The 15,800-nt window shown below is 65.4% G+C and carries 14 protein-coding genes and 1 tRNA gene; 5 read left to right on the top strand and 10 right to left on the bottom strand.

The features are described from left to right. Positions 1-18: 18 nt before the first annotated feature. Positions 19-1,266 (bottom strand): GGDEF domain-containing protein, encoded by a 1,248-nt coding sequence (locus J8I82_RS00300; protein WP_209753760.1) that lies wholly within the window; start codon positions 1,264-1,266, stop codon positions 19-21. Positions 1,267-1,675: 409 nt separating this feature from the next. Here J8I82_RS00300 and J8I82_RS00295 point away from each other — a divergent pair. Then, a tRNA-Pro gene (locus tag J8I82_RS00295) sits at positions 1,676-1,752 on the top strand. A 97-nt stretch (positions 1,753-1,849) separates the two neighbouring features. Here J8I82_RS00295 and J8I82_RS00290 read toward each other — a convergent pair. Together J8I82_RS00290 and J8I82_RS00285 are read right to left on the bottom strand one after the other, a co-directional pair. Further along, a complete protein-coding gene (locus J8I82_RS00290; protein ID WP_209753759.1) occupies positions 1,850-2,608 on the bottom strand; it encodes an exonuclease domain-containing protein in 759 nt (252 codons plus the stop codon). 164 nt (positions 2,609-2,772) lie between these two features. Next, on the bottom strand, positions 2,773-3,294 hold the full coding sequence (locus J8I82_RS00285; protein ID WP_209753758.1) for a hypothetical protein: 522 nt from the start codon (positions 3,292-3,294) through the stop codon (positions 2,773-2,775). Positions 3,295-3,943: 649 nt separating this feature from the next. Here J8I82_RS00285 and infA point away from each other — a divergent pair. From infA to J8I82_RS00270, 3 genes are all read left to right on the top strand, one after another. Further along, on the top strand, positions 3,944-4,165 hold the full coding sequence (gene infA, locus J8I82_RS00280; protein WP_008641674.1) for a translation initiation factor IF-1: 222 nt from the start codon (positions 3,944-3,946) through the stop codon (positions 4,163-4,165). 218 nt (positions 4,166-4,383) lie between these two features. Next, positions 4,384-4,860, top strand: a complete 477-nt coding sequence (locus tag J8I82_RS00275; RefSeq protein ID WP_209754384.1) for a SixA phosphatase family protein — start codon at positions 4,384-4,386, stop codon at positions 4,858-4,860. Between the two features lie 431 nt (positions 4,861-5,291). Beyond that, positions 5,292-6,131, top strand: a complete 840-nt coding sequence (locus J8I82_RS00270; protein ID WP_209753757.1) for a GNAT family N-acetyltransferase — start codon at positions 5,292-5,294, stop codon at positions 6,129-6,131. A gap of 47 nt (positions 6,132-6,178) precedes the next feature. Here J8I82_RS00270 and ppx read toward each other — a convergent pair whose 3' ends face one another. Further along, positions 6,179-7,711, bottom strand: a complete 1,533-nt coding sequence (gene ppx / locus J8I82_RS00265) for an exopolyphosphatase (RefSeq protein ID WP_209753756.1) — start codon at positions 7,709-7,711, stop codon at positions 6,179-6,181. 149 nt (positions 7,712-7,860) lie between these two features. On the opposite strand from ppx, the gene ppk1 reads away from it, so the two are divergent. After that, positions 7,861-9,987 carry a polyphosphate kinase 1 gene (ppk1, locus tag J8I82_RS00260; RefSeq protein WP_209753755.1) on the top strand — a complete coding sequence of 709 codons (2,127 nt, stop codon included), beginning with the start codon at positions 7,861-7,863 and terminating at the stop codon, positions 9,985-9,987. 72 nt (positions 9,988-10,059) lie between these two features. Here the strand turns inward: ppk1 and phoR are convergent, their stop codons facing one another. From phoR to pstC, 6 genes are all read right to left on the bottom strand, one after another. Then, positions 10,060-11,424 (bottom strand): phosphate regulon sensor histidine kinase PhoR, encoded by a 1,365-nt coding sequence (phoR, locus tag J8I82_RS00255; RefSeq protein WP_209753754.1) that lies wholly within the window; start codon positions 11,422-11,424, stop codon positions 10,060-10,062. Positions 11,425-11,557: 133 nt separating this feature from the next. After that, positions 11,558-12,265, bottom strand: coding sequence for a phosphate regulon transcriptional regulator PhoB (gene phoB, locus J8I82_RS00250; RefSeq protein ID WP_209753753.1), 708 nt, complete (start codon positions 12,263-12,265; stop codon positions 11,558-11,560). Between the two features lie 27 nt (positions 12,266-12,292). Next, positions 12,293-12,997: a phosphate signaling complex protein PhoU gene (gene phoU, locus J8I82_RS00245; protein ID WP_209753752.1), complete on the bottom strand. Its 705-nt coding sequence runs from the start codon at positions 12,995-12,997 to the stop codon at positions 12,293-12,295. Between the two features lie 58 nt (positions 12,998-13,055). Continuing rightward, entirely contained in the window at positions 13,056-13,844 is a 789-nt protein-coding gene (gene pstB, locus J8I82_RS00240; RefSeq protein ID WP_209753751.1) for a phosphate ABC transporter ATP-binding protein PstB, read from the bottom strand. A 67-nt stretch (positions 13,845-13,911) separates the two neighbouring features. Beyond that, positions 13,912-14,835 (bottom strand): phosphate ABC transporter permease PstA, encoded by a 924-nt coding sequence (pstA, locus tag J8I82_RS00235; RefSeq protein ID WP_209753750.1) that lies wholly within the window; start codon positions 14,833-14,835, stop codon positions 13,912-13,914. Further along, on the bottom strand, positions 14,832-15,800 hold the full coding sequence (gene pstC / locus J8I82_RS00230; RefSeq protein ID WP_209753749.1) for a phosphate ABC transporter permease PstC: 969 nt from the start codon (positions 15,798-15,800) through the stop codon (positions 14,832-14,834). Before pstC ends, pstA begins: the two co-directional genes overlap by 4 nt.

Genomic DNA, 15,800 nt, shown 5'->3' with positions numbered 1-15,800 from the left:
AGTGCGGATCGGCGGCGTTCAGGATGCCAGGCGCTCGTTCTCGCGGGTGACGTAGCGGCCGGCCGCCGGCGCATGATTGCCGGCAACCGGGTTCATCGATACACCGTTGCGGCCTTTGAGCTTGGCGTCATACAGGGCGCGGTCGGCGCGGCGCATCAGCGCGTCGGCGCCCTCCCCGGGGTTGCGCGTGGCCAGACCGATGCTTACCGTGTAGGCAATTGCATCGGGCTCGGAAGGACAAGGGCTCGCGCGCACGGCGGTCGCCAGCCGCATGCAGGCCAGCCGGCCATTTTCCATCCCGGTATCGGGCATGACGATGGCAAATTCTTCGCCGCCCAGTCGTCCGAGTACGTCGTGCGGGCCGCTGGTACGCCGCAGCAGCCCGGCGAAGTGCCGCAGCACGCTGTCGCCCGCCAGGTGGCCATAGACATCGTTGATCGCCTTGAAGTGGTCCAGGTCCACAAAGGCCACGGTCAACGTCTTGCGCTGGCGCTCGGCCTGCAGGCAGGCTTGTTCGAGCGCTTCCCAGAAGGCGCTGCGCAACAGCACGTCGGTCAGGTCGTCATGCCGCGCGCGCCGCTCCAGCATGCGCCGGAGCCGGTCGTGCGCCATCAACGCAAAGCTGACAGAGAGACCGACCAGCGTGAAGACGTTGAGCATGGCCAGTTCGCCGTCCCAGGGCAATGGCCGCGGCCAGGCCCCGTCCTGCACCAGCGCGGCAACCGGCAAGGCCATGGTCCAGGCGTTGGTCGCGGCCACGGCAACGGCGATCAGCACCAGCGAAGCGGCGGCCAGGCGCCCGATGCCGCGGGAGGTGCGCGCCGATGGGCTGATGCTGCGGGCCACATCGAGCAGCAAGCCGATATGGCATGCCGTCAGCAGCGGCGCCATCTGCAGCCCTGCCAGCGGCGCCTCGGGAATGCCGGGTGCCACGACCTGCCATGCCACGCCGACCGCGCCAGCCAGGCAGGTCCCCAGCAGCAAGCCGCTCTTGCCGGAGCGGCCGGCAAAATGACGGGCACCGATCGCCATCAAGGCGAGCGCAGCCAGCAACGCGAGATCGGTTGCGTCCGGCACCAGCCACGCGGGGCGCGCGTCCTGCACCGCAGCCAGCACCGAGGCGATTGCCGCGGCGACATTGCCCAGCGCCCACGACGTCAGGCCACTGCGGCCCATGCCCGCGGATCGACGCAATACGACGCAAACCACCGCCATCTGCAAGGCAAAAAGCCCTGCGATGAGCACCACAATATGCGACTGAAACATCTTCATTCCCGTCCAAGGCGACAAACGGTGCCCCGCCAGGCGCCGCCTTTACCCTTCTTATGCCGGTCCTGTGCCGGACCGTTGTCATCGATTGCCGCATACCCTGTGTCGGGCCGCCGTGGCATTGCCACCGGCAAAACCAACGCGCCGAGGCGCTCGCCAGGACAGGGAGCGCCGTTCTTGTTATGGTGATCAGGCCAGTCCGGAAGGAATCTGCAAACCAGCATTCCCAACATCACGCCGGTCGGACTAAAGCGGTGTGCGGATTATCGCAGCGCGCAAACCCAAGTCAAGCCAAAGTGCCCCCCCGCCAAAAGGGGGAGCGTGCCCGTGGACCGCACGCGCGCCGCCATGTGCCGCGCTCGCCAGATTGACCGGCCCCGCCAGTACGCGCTACAATCGCCGGCTTCGGGGCGTAGCGCAGCCTGGTAGCGCATCTGATTTGGGATCAGAGGGTCGCATGTTCGAATCATGTCGCCCCGACCAGTTTTAAGTTTGGCTTCAAGGAACACGGCCTGGACAGCGATGTCCGGGCCGTTTTTCTTTTCTGCCCGCCCATGCTGCCTGACTGCGTCGGGCCAGCTCACCACCGCGGCATCATGTCGGGCCAGAGCAGCGCGGCCGCGGTCAGCACCAGCAGCACGGCGGCCAGCACGAGGCCGCGGCTGGCACCGTCGTGTTGCTGGTCGACCTGCGGCAGCCAGCCAGGACCACCGTCTCGTGGTGGCGTTACGGGCGCTGGCGGCGCCACATTAGCCGGGAACGCCGCCGCGCCCTGCACGGCAGTCCGCGGCACATAGTCCGGCTGGGCCAGCAGGAAGCCCATCGGCGTGGCCTGGCCTACCGCCCCCATCTGCTGGAACAGGAGCTTGGACAGCGCCAGGCAATCGTCCAGCGCGATCTGCGGCCGGGGCCGGAAAATGCGCAGGTGTTCGCACAGCGTATCGAGCTTGTGGTTGGGTGCATGGAAATATTGGGACCAGCGCACCTGGCGCACCGAGCAGCGCCAGTGCTTGCGCTGTATCTCGGGGACCACTTTTTCCAGCATGCGGACATTGAACTCGGCCCCATGGGCGACCAGCACGTCGGCATCCTCGACGATGGCACGAATTGCGCCGACATCGAAACGCTGCCCGCGCAACATCTCTGCGGTCAGGCCATGCATGCCGGTAGCAGCCTCGCTGATCGGCACGGTGGGCTCCTGCGAACCGTAGTAGTCAGTGATTTCGCGCACGAGACTGCCCGCCCTCGGCGCTACTTCGACAAGCAGCAGGCCGATGCTGACAGGCTCGTCCACTGGCGTGAGCCCGGTTGTCTCGGTACTGACGATTGCGACCCGCATGGGCACTCCGGTGTGGCCGTCCACAAGGCACGTTGGCGGCGGCCGCTATGGTCGTTTGCCTCTAGCGTAGTGCGGGGGCGCCAAACGTCATATCAACCAGATGGGCTAGCTGAAGGCGCCGGCCGGTTGGAGACGGCCGGCGCATCGGCACCAGACAGGCCTTCTCAGGCCTGCTGCGGGCCGGCGGTGTCGCCGCGGCGCCGCTCGAGATTGACGTACACATCCGCCGCGACCAGCCCGAACAGTGCGTGGGCGAACAGGCTTTCCCACCCGCGCGCCTCGTCGAACCAGTTGAAATAGCGGCCGAACACATAGAAATTGATCAGGTAGACCACCACGCCGAACACGATGCCGACCAGCGACGCCAGCCCCATGCTGGAATCGAGCCGGAATGACGACAGGATCATCGCCAGCACTGCCGAAAGTATGATCGACAGTGCGAAATGAACGGTGCCCGCCGACAGCACTACGGTCCAGTTGAAGGCATCGGCGGAGAGCGCTTCTCGACCGAGGATAATGGCCGCCACCATTTTCACCGTGCCCCAGGCGCCCTGGTACATCAGGAAGCGCGCCGTCAGCAGTTCAAGCACCATGTAGACTGCGCCGGCGATCAGCCCGGCCACCACCGCGGCCCGCCAGTCCGGCGTGCAGCGGACGTAGCGGTGCGAATCCAGATGGAGTTCCATGGCAGTCTCCTTGCGAGATTCCGGCCCAGCTGACTGCAGGCGGCCGTACGAGTTAGTTCTAGCTCATACGGGGCAAATACCAAGGCATGCCGGACACACCAGGTGATTCACGCGTCACCAGACATCCCACGGACCGTGCACTGCACAAGGCGCCATTGCCTCACCGGCTGCCTGTGTTCGCGGGGGCAATGCTGCAACTGCGTACGTGATACAATACCGGAGCAAGTAGCCCCGGGGTGTCCGTGCATCCCTGTAACCGGGCGTTCTCACCAGCGCGCTCTTGCGAGCGCTCAGCAGCAAGCCGGCGCGGCCATCCGCGGCGACACCAGAACTGGCGAACCACCGGGTACACCTGCCCGCCCTGCTCCGCGTAGCGAACGGCCACCCAGGCCGTCACCGGCAGTGTCCACGCCAGGCAATCCGCGCCCGCCTGGCCGAGGCGCGACCGGCATGGATCGAGTATCTGGCGCCACGCGTGGCGCCGCGCGGGAGTCCGCGTGCGCCTGCCCCGAACGACTTCAATGGCGCGGTTCGCCAGCCTGGCGAATGTGCGCTGGTTCGCGCCGTGCCCTCGGCCCGGCCGAACCGGACCGGAATTTTTGATAACGCAACCATGCAGCCTTCGCGGGCTGCCGAAAAGGAAAGCAGATTGGCTAAGGAAGAACTCATTGAATTTGGCGGCGTGGTGTCGGAAGCCCTGCCTGACAACCGCTATCGTGTCACGCTGGAAAACGGCGTGGAAATCTGGGCATACGCTTCGGGCAAGATGCAGAAGCACCGCATCCGCATCCTGGCCGGCGACCGCGTGACCCTGGAAATGTCGCCCTACGACCTGACCAAGGGCCGCATCAACTTCCGCCACAAGTCCTGAGTCTTCGCACGGCCGGAGCCCGCCGCTCCCGCCGTCACAAGTGGATTCCGGGGCGTTGCAGACGCGCTGCCATGGAACTGGCACCGCGCCCGGATACACTTGCGGGCTGCCCCACGGGCAGCCCGATTTCGTTTACGGCCATTCGTGGCGCCGGCCATCCGCTTGCGCTGGCCGGGCGGCTTCACCATACTCGAAGCTTCACCATCGCCACGTCCGACATGAACCTGATCCTATGGCGCCATGCCGAAGCCGAAGACCTCCCTGACGCGCTCAGCCTGAGCCGCCACGCTGACATGCAGCGGCCCCTGACGCGTCGCGGCCGCAAGCAGGCGGAGGCGTCCGCCAAATGGCTGCGTGCGCACCTGCCGTCGGATACGCGCGTGCTGTGCAGTCCCTCCGTACGCACCCGCGAAACCGCGGCGGCTCTGACGGGCGACGCGCAGATCGTCGAGGCGCTGGCCCCCGGCGCCGACGTGAGTTCGGTGCTGGCCGCGGTCCAGTGGCCCGAACGCACCGAGCACGTGGTGGTGGTCGGGCACCAACCGTGGATTGGCCGCGTCGCCAGCCTGCTTCTGGCCGGCAGCGAGATGGACTGGAGCGTGCGCAAGGCAGGCATCTGGTGGCTGACCGGACGGACCCGCGAAAGCGAGGCGCAGACCGTGCTGCGCGCCGTCATCAATCCCGAATTTCTCTGACGAAGTCCGGATATTTCCAAATTCGCAACCCCAGCCGGCCCGAAAAAGCCGGCTGCGGCCTCTGGCATATCCGGCCTGGTCGCGCCCGGCAAAATCTGAAATAGCTGATGGCAGCCGGATTCTCCGCTCCCTAGAGTCGCTACGGCGCCGCCCCCTGGCCGCGCCGCCCTCGCCGTGCCAGGCATGGGCTTCGACCGCAGGTGACTCGGAGATTTCCCATGGATTGCCCGCCGGACCCCCATCGTCCCCGCCAAGGCGCCAGCGCGCCGGCAGACCCTTCCCCCGAAGCCGCCCGGCCGTGCAACGGCGCTACCGGCAACGCTACCAGCGGCGCGCCCGACGTCACGGAAGCGTCATCGCCGGGTCACGGCACTGTCACCGCGGCTCACTACATTGCATCGCAACAGTTTCGTCACCAAAAGGACATACTGATGCGAGACCTCCCCACGCCGACCCAGCCGCTTTTCGACTCTTTGCCCAATGGCCTTGCCGGCCAGACGGCGCGGAGCCGTCTTCATCGCCAATCGGATAAGGCAAGTGAGTCGCCTGCTCTCAGCGTGGCGTGGGCGCGCCACCAGGACGAAGTAGTCGAGGCACAGCGCCTGCGTTACAAGGTGTTCGCCGAAGAGATGGGCGCACGCCTGACGTCGTCGGTGCCCGAGCTGGACATCGACATGTTCGATGGCTACTGCGACCACCTGATCGTACGCGACATGGCCACGCTGCGCGTGGTCGGCACCTACCGCGTGCTGCCGCCGCACCAGGCCAAGCGCCTGGGCTGCCTGTACGCGGAATCGGAATTCGACCTGGTTCGCCTTTCCCACCTGCGCCCCAAGATGCTGGAACTGGGCCGCTCCTGCGTGCACCGCGACTATCGCTCGGGCAGCGTCATCATGGCGCTGTGGGGCGGGCTGGGCGAGTATCTGCAGCGCTGGGGCATCGAGTCGATGCTGGGCTGCGCCAGCGTGCCGATGAGCGACGGCGGCCACTATGCGGCCAGCCTGCACCGGCTGTTCAGCGAGCGTTTCCTGGCACCGATCGAATACCATGCCTTTCCGCGTCTGCCGCTGCCGGTGGAAGACCTGAACCAGCAGCTCGAGGTCGACCCGCCCGCGCTGATCAAGGGCTACCTGCGCCTCGGGGCAAAGATCTGCGGCCAGCCGGCGTGGGATCCGGATTTCAACGTGGCCGATTTCCTGACACTGCTGCGCGTGAACGACATGAACCCGCGCTACGCCCGCCACTTCCTCGGCCTGAACCAGGCCGTATGATCCGGGCCGCCCGAGCGGCGGCCCCCTCCTTCACGCTCAGTCGTTCGTCAGTCGTAGACGACCTTGTAGCGCTTGCCGATCCGCTGCCATTCGTCGGCCTCCTGCGCGAGGCTGTATTCGATCAGCGGATTGGCCTCGATCCACATCTTGGGCAGGCGCACCTCGAAGCCCTCGTCGAGCGCCTCGGACAGCTGGCTGACGCGGATATCGGGCGAGCCGACATCCGAACGGCGCCGGCACAGCACGAAGGCAAGGCGCAGGCTGAACAGCATGCGCCAGTCGACGAACTTGCCGCTGCCCGACAGCTTGCCAAGCTTGCCCGCATGTCCCAGCAGCAACGTGGCCAGCCGCGCCTGGTCGGTCTTGGAGAAGCCCGGCATGTCCGCATGCGTGGCGATATACGCCGAATGCTTGTGGTAGCCGCTGTGCGAGATCGACATGCCGATCTCATGCAAACTCGCGGCCCAGCCCAGCAGCGCCAGGTTGTCATCGCGCCGTTCGTTGGCGGGATCCGGGAACTGTGCCAGCAGCGCCTGCGAGGTACCGCGTACGCGCCCTGCCTGGGCACGGTCAACGCCATAGCGGCGCATGAACTGGTCGACCGTGACGGTGCGCATGTCCTCATGGTGGCTGCGCCCCAGCAGGTCGTAGAGCACACCCAGGCGCAACGCGCCGTCGGTGACGTCCATGCGGTCGATGTCGAGTTCGGCGAACACGCCCAGCATGATCGACAACCCGCCCGGCAGCACCGGGATGCGGTCCGCCTTCAGCCCGGTAAGCTTGACGCGGTTGGTGTTTTCGGCCTTGATCAGCGCGCGCTTGAGGCGCTCCAGTCCTTCGCGCGTGATGCCGTGGTCAGCCGGGTTGTCGTTCATGCCGTTGAGCTCGATCAGCTCGGCCAGCGCGCGCGCGGTGCCGGACGAACCTACCGCCTGCTCCCAGCCGGCGGCGCGGTACTGGCGCACCAGCACCTGGATCTCGCGGCGCGCGGCCAGCTCGGCCTGCTTCATCGCGTATTCGTCGACATTGCCGCTGGGGAAGAACTGCCGGCTATGCGATACGCAGCCGATGTACAGGCTTTCCATCAGCTTGGACTGGTAGCCGCTGCCGATGATGAATTCAGTCGAGCCGCCGCCGATGTCCACCACCAGCCGGTTGCCCTGGCAGGCCGGCGCATCGTGCGAAGCGCCCAGATAGATCAGCCGCGCTTCTTCGCGCCCGGCGATGACTTCGATCGGGAATCCGAGCGCGTTCTCGGCCTCGATCAGGAACTCGGATGCATTCTTGGCGACGCGCAGCGTATTGGTGGCGACCGCACGCACCTGCTCGGGCGCAAAGTCGCGCAGGCGGTCGCCGAAACGCCGCAGCGCATCGATGCCGCGCCGGCGCGCGGGCTGGTCGAGGTACTTGTCGGGCGTCAGGCCAGCCGCCAGCCGCACTGGCTCACGCAGGGCGTCGACCTGGAAGATCTGGCTCGCGGTACCGTTGGCCGTGGTGGTCTCGTCCACCCGCCCGATCATCAGGCGGAAACTGTTCGAGCCCATGTCGACGGCGGCGAGCAGGCGTGGAGTGTTGTTCATCGTGTGCTAGGAGGGCTGGTTCGCGGTCGTGTTGCGTAGCCCGGCCCGGGTAGATCGTCCCGCTGCCGCGGCTCGCGCCCCGGAAAAATATGTCCTTGTCATGTCCGCCTCATGACAAAATCAAACTGTCATAAAAGTGACACGATTTTATGAAAAAGTCGCCACATTACCAAAAGAAGGTCATGATCATGTCGACGACGCCGTCCAGCACGCTGCTCAATCGGGAGCTGGGCATCCTGGAATTCAATGCCCGCGTACTGGCGCAAGCCGCGGATCCTAAGGTACCGGCGCTAGAAAGGCTGAAGTTTATCTGCATCGTGTCCAGCAATCTGGACGAGTTCTTTGAAATCCGCATGGCGGGCCTGAAGGAACAGATGCGCGACAACGCTTCGGGGCTGACGCCGGACGGGCTGTCCTTCCAGCAGACTTACCAGCTTGTCACCGAGCGCACGCAGCGGCTTGTTGCTTCGCAGTATGACATGCTGCAGAACACCATTTTTCCACTTCTTGAAAAAGAAGGTGTCTTTTTCCACCTGACCACAACCTGGACTGACGCGCAGCGCGAATGGGCGCGCGAGTTCTTCCAGCGTGAGCTGGCACCTGTGCTGACGCCGATCGCGCTGGACCCCGCCCATCCCTTCCCGCGCGTGCTCAACAAGAGCCTGAACTTCGTGGTCGAGCTGTCCGGCAAGGATGCTTTCGGCCGCGACGCCGACCTCGCCATCGTGCAGGCGCCGCGCGCGCTGCCGCGCGTGGTGAAGATGCCGGAGAAGCTGTCGGGCTACCCGTTCGGCTTCGTGATGCTGTCGTCGTTCATGCAGGGCTTCGTGCATGAGTTGTTCCCGGCGATCGCGGTGCACGGCTGCTACCAGTTTCGCGTCACGCGCAATTCCGACCTGTTCGTTTCCGAGGACGAGATCACCGACCTGCGTGAAGCGCTGCAGGGCGAACTGCCGACTCGTCATTTCGGCGACACGGTGCGGCTGGAGGTGTCCTCCGACACGCCGGCTCCGCTGTCGCGCCGGCTGCTGCTGGAATCGGGCCTGAGCGAACAGGACCTTTACCGTGTTTCCGGCCCGGTGAACCTGGTGCGGCTGATGCAGATCCCCGACATGGTCGATCGCCCCGCCCTCAAGTACACGCCCTATGTGCCGGCACCGGTGAAGGCGTTTGCCGCGGGGGCCTCGATGTTCGACGTGATGCGCCAGCAGGATGTGCTGCTGCACCATCCGTACGAGAGCTTCAGCTCGGTGCTCGATCTGCTGCAACTGGCCGCCGCCGATCCCAACGTGGTCGCGATCAAGCAGACCGTGTACCGCACCGGCAACGAGTCGCTGGTGATGGAAGCGCTGATGACCGCCGCGCGCAACGGCAAGGAAGTCACGGTGGTGGTGGAACTGCTTGCGCGCTTCGACGAAGAGACCAACATCAACTGGGCCGAGCGGCTGGAATCGGCAGGCGCTCACGTGATCTATGGCGTGGTCGGCCACAAGTGCCACGCCAAGATGCTGCTGATCGTTCGCCGCGAGCCGGCCGGCCCCAAGGCCAAGCAAGTCAAGCTGCGCCGCTACGCCCACCTGGGCACGGGCAACTACCATCCGCGCACTGCGCGCCTTTACACCGATTTCGGGTTGCTGACCGCCGATGAGGCGATCTGCGAAGACGTGCACCATGTGTTCCAGCTGCTGACCGGCACCGCCGGCACGATCCGGCTGAACCACCTGTGGCAGTCGCCGTTCACCATGCAGACCAACCTGGTCGAGCATATCCGCGCCGAAGCCCGCAACGCGCGCGCCGGCAAGCCGGCCCGGATCATCGCCAAGATGAATGCGCTGCTGGAGGCGTCGATCATCGACGAGCTGTACAAGGCCTCGCGCGCGGGAGTGAAAATCGACCTGATCGTGCGCGGCGTCTGCGCACTGATGCCGGGCGTGCCGGGCATGTCCGAGAACATCTCGGTGCGGTCCATCGTCGGGCGGTTCCTGGAACACCATCGCGTCTATTATTTCCGCGCGGCAGGCGAAGAGGTGCTGTACTTGTCCAGCGCGGACTGGATGGACCGCAACCTGTTCCGCCGCGTCGAGGTGGCGTTCCCGGTGCTCGACAAGGCGCTGAAGGCGCGCGTGATCAAGGAAAGCCTGCAGGTGCACCTGCGCGACAATGCTTCCGCATGGATCATGCAGCCCGACGGCAACTACATGCGCAAGCAGACCCGCTCCAGGCATCCGCGCGTCAGCCAGAACGACATGCTGGCGATGTTCGGCGGCAATCCGTGATTGCTGCCCGGAAAGCAACAAGCCCCGCCGCGGCGGGGCTTGTTGCTTTGCTGGACCGGCGGCGCGGACCGCTCAGGCAGCCCGGCGCGACGAATCCGGTGCCTGCGGCGATACCGGCACGGCGGCGGCCGCGTCGTGCAGGCTGCGCACGCTTCGCTCCAGCGGGAAGATGATGCGGAACACACTGCCGCGCCCTTCCTCGCTGGTCACGCGCAGGTCGGCATGGTGGCGCGACAGCACGTGCTTGACGATGGCCAGGCCCAGCCCGGTGCCGCCGGTATCGCGCGAACGGCTGCGGTCGACGCGGTAGAAGCGCTCGGTCAGCCGCGGGATATGCTCGGCGGCGATGCCAAGCCCGGTGTCGGCGACCGAGAACACGGCATGTCCCTCTTCCCAGCCCAGCCGCAACGAGATACGCCCGCCTTCCGGCGTGTAGCGCACTGCGTTGGACACCAGGTTGCCCAGCGCCGACAACAGCTCGGTCTCGGCGCCGCGGAATCCCACCGTGGGGTCGATCTCGGCCGTGATCTTGTGCCGGCCTTGCGACAGCGCCTCGGCATCATGCATCAGGTGCGCGACCATCGCCGCCACGGCCACCATGTCGTTGCCCGGCGGCTGCGCATCGCTTTCCAGCTTGGCCAGCGCCAGCAGGTCTTCGACGATGCTTTGCATGCGCATCGACTGCACCAGCATCATGTCGACATAACGGCGGCGATCGTCCTCCGACACCGGCAGGTCTCGCACGGTCTCCAGGAAACCCGTCAGCACCGTCAGCGGCGTCTTGAGTTCATGCGAGACGTTGGCGACGAAATCGCGGCGCATCGCTTCGGTGTTTTCCAGCTTGGTGATGTCCTGCGTGATCACCAGCTTGCGGTTGTCGCCATAGGGCAGGATCTGCACCGCGATCACGCTGTGCTTGTGTTCGCCCATGTCGCGCATCACCAGCGGATCATCGAAGCGCTGCCGCGTCAGGTAGTGGACAAACTCCGGCCGGCGGATCAGGTGCGTGATGCGCTGGCGCACGTCGCGGCGCGCGTTCAGGCCGAAGTGCTGCTCGGCCACGTCGTTGCACCATTCGATCTGGTCGGCATCGTCCAGCATCAGCACGCCGTTGGGCGAAGCCTGGATTGCCTGGATAAAGCGGGTGTGCTGTCGCTCAACCTGCAGCACCTGCGTGCGCCAGCGCTTGACCAGCCGGTGCAGCCGGTAATACACCTCGCCCCACAAGCCCACGGCACTTGGGATCTCGCCATAGACGGGCGCGTCGAGCACTTTCCACAGGCGGTTGATCTGGTACAGGTAGAAGCAAAGCAGCCCGAACAGCGCCGCGCAGGCCAGGGCCAGTGCGGCGATCGGGCCGAAGGCCAGGAAGACGCCGGCGGCTACCACCACCAGGCTGATCAGGATAGCCGCGGAACGGGCCCAGATGACATTCATGCGCAGGGTTCAGGCTAGCGGCCGGCAGCGGCCGCATGGGTTGCGACGGAGTGTGCCACGAATTCGCCGCGCCCTGCCAGCAGCGTGAGAAGTGGCGCGGGGCGAATGGCGCCGCCCCGGCCAGCCGGCCCCTTCAGGCGCCGGGAGCGCGCGCGAGGCGGTAGCCGCTGCCCCGCACGGTCTCGATCATGTTGCTGTAGCCACCCGGGGTAAGCGCCGCGCGCAGGCGCTTGATGTGCACGTCGACGGTGCGCTCTTCGACAAAGACGTGGTCGCCCCAGACCTGGTCGAGCAGCTGCGAACGGCTGTGCACGCGCTCCGGATGGGTCATCAGGAAGTGCAGCAGGCGAAACTCGGTCGGACCAAGGTCCAGCTTGATCGTGCCACTGTCGTCCTCGCCGGTGACACGATGGGTGGCCGGGTCCAGCCGCAGGCCATTGATCGCCACCACGTCGTCGGTCAGCTGCGGCGCCCGGCGGCGCAGCACGGCCTTGATGCGCGCCAGCAACTCCTTGGGCGAAAACGGCTTGGTAACGTAGTCGTCGGCGCCGGCTTCCAGGCCCATCACCTTGTCCTGCTCCTCGCCGCGGGCGGTCAGCATGATGATCGGGATCTGGCGGGTGCGGTCGTTGGCCCGCAACTCCTTGGCGAAGTTCGCGCCCGACTTGCCCGGAAGCATCCAGTCCAGCAGCACCAGGTCGGGCAGCACGTCGCTCATCAGCGACAGCGCCTGCTCGGCGTTATAGGCCCGGATCGGATAGTGCCCCGCGTGCTGCAGGTTGACGGCGATCAGTTCGGCGATCGCCGGTTCGTCTTCGACGACGAGAATACTGCTCGGCATGTGTATCGTTCTCCGCAATCAGGCGGCTCAGCTCAGGGCTTCGCGTTCCATGTCCTCGCGCGAGACATGGCGGACGTCAGTCCCCTTGACAATGTAAATGATAAATTCCGCGATGTTCTTGGCGTGGTCGCCGATGCGTTCCACCGCCTTGGCGATAAAGAGGAAATCCAGCGCGACCGAGATCGTGCGCGGGTCTTCCATCATGTACGTGATGAGCTTGCGCACAAAGCCGCGGAATTCCTCGTCGATGGCCTTGTCGTCCTTGACGATGCGCGCCGCCGCCACGGTATCGAGGCGGGCGAAGGCATCCAGCGCCTGGCGCAGCAGCGAGATCGCCATCTCGCCCGACAGCTTCACCTCGGCATAGTTGATGCTGTGCGCCGACGCGTCTTCCATGATGTGCTTGGTGCGCTTGGCGATCTTCTCCGCCTCGTCGCCGGCGCGTTCCAGGTTGGTGATGGTCTTGGAAATGGCCATCACCAGGCGCAAGTCGCGCGCGGTCGGCTGGCGCCGGGCGATGATATTGCCGCAATCGGCATCGATCTCGACTTCCAGCGCGTTAAGCTGCTGCTCGCGTGCGATGACCTGATCGGCCAGGTCGGCATCGAAGTCGGCCAGCGCGCGCATGGCAACTTCGATCTGCGATTCGACCAGCCCGCCCATCTGCAGCAGCTTGGTGTTGATCGCATTGAGGTCGGCGTCGAACTGGGTCGACAGGTGCTTGTCAGTCATGGGTTTCTCCTGGCCGCTATGGATATGCTAATCCTTGCCCTGCTTTCCAGCTTCGGAATCAGCCGAACCGGCCGGTGATGTAATCTTCCGTTTCCTTTCGGTGCGGCTTGATGAAGATCTTCTCGGTCTCGCCAAACTCGATCAGCTCGCCCAGGTACATGTAGGCGGTGTAGTCCGAGCAGCGCGCGGCCTGCTGCATGTTGTGGGTAACGATCACCACGGTGTACTCGTCTTTCAACTCGGCGATCAGCTCTTCGATGCGGCCGGTGGAGATCGGGTCCAGCGCCGAGCACGGCTCATCGAGCAGCAGCACTTCCGGGCGGATGGCGATGCCGCGCGCGATGCACAGGCGCTGCTGCTGGCCGCCGGACAGGCCGTAGCCCGACTGGTGCAGCTTGTCCTTGGCTTCGTTCCACAGCGCCGCCTTGGTCAGCGCCCATTCCACGCGGTCATCCATTTCCGAGCGCGACAGCTTCTCGAACAGGCGCACGCCGAAGGCAATGTTGTCGTAGATCGACATTGGGAACGGCGTCGGCTTCTGGAACACCATGCCGACCTTGGCGCGCAGCAGGGCGATGTCCTGCTTGGCGGTCAGCAGGTTGTCGCCGTCCATGTTGATCTCGCCCTCGGCACGCTGCTCGGGATAAAGGGCATACATCTTGTTGAAGGTGCGCAGCAGCGTCGACTTGCCGCAGCCCGAGGGGCCGATGAAAGCCGTGACCTTGCGGTCGGGGATCGACATGTTGATGTTCTTCAGCGCATGGAACTGGCTGTAGTAGAAGTTCAGGTTGCGCACATCGATCTTGGCGCGTACCGAATCAGGGATGTCGATGACGGTGGAGGTCATTGCGTTCTCTCGCTTGCAGTCAGCTTGCAGTCTTCAGGGCGAAACGTTGGATAGGTCGTTGCGCCGCTTATTTCTTCTTGAACAGGATGCGCGCCAGGATGTTCAGGGCCAGCACGCCGACGGTAATCAGGAACACGCCCGCCCAGGCCAGTTGCTGCCATTCGGTGAACGGGCTCATGGCGAAGCGGAAGATGGTCACCGGCAGGTTGGCCATCGGCTTGTTCAGGTCGGAGGTCCAGAACTGGTTGGACAGCGCGGTGAACAACAGCGGCGCGGTTTCGCCGGCGATACGTGCCACCGCCAGCAACACGCCCGTCACAATGCCGGCATACGATGACTTCACCGTGATCGACATCACCATCTTCCACTTGGGCGTACCCAGGGCGAAGGCCGCCTCGCGCAGTGCGTTGGGCACCAGGTTCAGCATGTTCTCGGTGGTGCGCACCACGATCGGGATCTGCAGCAGTGCCAGCGCGCAGATGCCTGCCCACCCCGAGAAGTGGCCCATGCGTGTCACCACCAGCGCGTAGACAAAGAGGCCGATCACGATCGACGGCGCCGACAGCAGGATGTCGTTGATAAAGCGGATAAGGCTGGCCAAGGGCGAGCGCTGGCCATACTCGGCCAGGTAGACGCCGGCCAGGATGCCCAGTGGCGTGCCGAACAGCGTGGCCATGCCCACCATCACGAAGCTGCCGAAGATGGCGTTGGCCAGGCCGCCGCCAGCGGTATTGGGTGCCGGCGTCATCTGCGTGAACAGGTCCAGCGACAGGCCGCCCACGCCCAGCGTGACGGTGGTCCACAGGATCCACGCCAGCCAGAACAGGCCGAAGCCCATCGCCACCAGCGAAGCGGTCAGCGCGTACAGGTTGACGCGGCGGCGGCGGGCCTGCAGGCGCGCGCGCACCGCATCGGCATCGGGACGGACGGCGGGGATAGATACGGAAGACACAGCTTGGCTCGCTTGGCTCGCTTGGCTCGCTTGGCTCATTTGGCGCCCTCATTCTTGGCGAGTCGCAGCAGCAACAGCTTGGACAGCGCCAGCACCACGAAGGTAATGAAAAACAGGATCAGGCCCAGCTCCATCAGTGCTGCGGTATGCAGGCCTGCGCCGGCTTCGGCGAATTCGTTGGCCAGCGCCGAGGTGATGCTGTTGCCCGGCGAGAACAGCGAGGCGCTGTCCAGCAGGTTGGTATTGCCGATCACGAAGGTGACGGCCATGGTCTCGCCCAGCGCGCGCCCCAGGCCCAGCATCACGCCGCCGATGACGCCGGCGCGGGTGTAGGGCAGCACCACGTTCCACATCACTTCCCAGGTAGTGCAGCCCACGCCGTAGGCGGATTCCTTGAGCAGCACCGGGGTGACTTCGAACACGTCGCGCATCACCGAGGCGATGTACGGGATGATCATGATCGCCAGGATCACGCCTGCGCAAAGCAGGCCGATACCCAGCGGCGCGCCCTGGAACAGCTTGCCGATCACAGGCAGCTGGCCCACCGTGGCGGCCAGGGGCTTCTGGAAATACTCGCCGAAGATCGGCGCGAACACGAGCAGGCCCCACATGCCGTACACGATCGACGGCACTGCGGCGAGCAGCTCGATGGCGGTGCCGAGCGGGCGGCGCAGCCAGGTGGGCGACAGCTCGGTCAGGAACAGGGCAATGCCGAAGCTCACCGGCACCGCGATGATCAACGCGATCAGCGAGGTCACGATGGTGCCGTAGATGGGCACCAGCGCGCCGTAGACATCGGCGGGAGGATCCCACTCCGCGGACCACAGGAAGCGCGCGCCGAAGGCCTCGATCGAGGGCCAGGCGCTGATTGCGAGCGAGACGATGATGCCGCCCAGCAGCAGCAGCGTCACGATGGCGGCGCCGCGCGTCAGGCCGCCGAACAGGATGTCGCCGAGCCGGCTCGGAGGCTGGACGCCGCGGGTGTCGGAGGGAATAGTCGCCAT

The sequence above is a fragment of the Cupriavidus consociatus genome, from assembly GCF_017814975.1.
Classification (GTDB): Bacteria; Pseudomonadota; Gammaproteobacteria; order Burkholderiales; family Burkholderiaceae; genus Cupriavidus; species Cupriavidus consociatus.
Note: the sequence above shows the minus strand (reverse complement) of the source record. Positions and strands in the feature narration are given on the sequence as shown.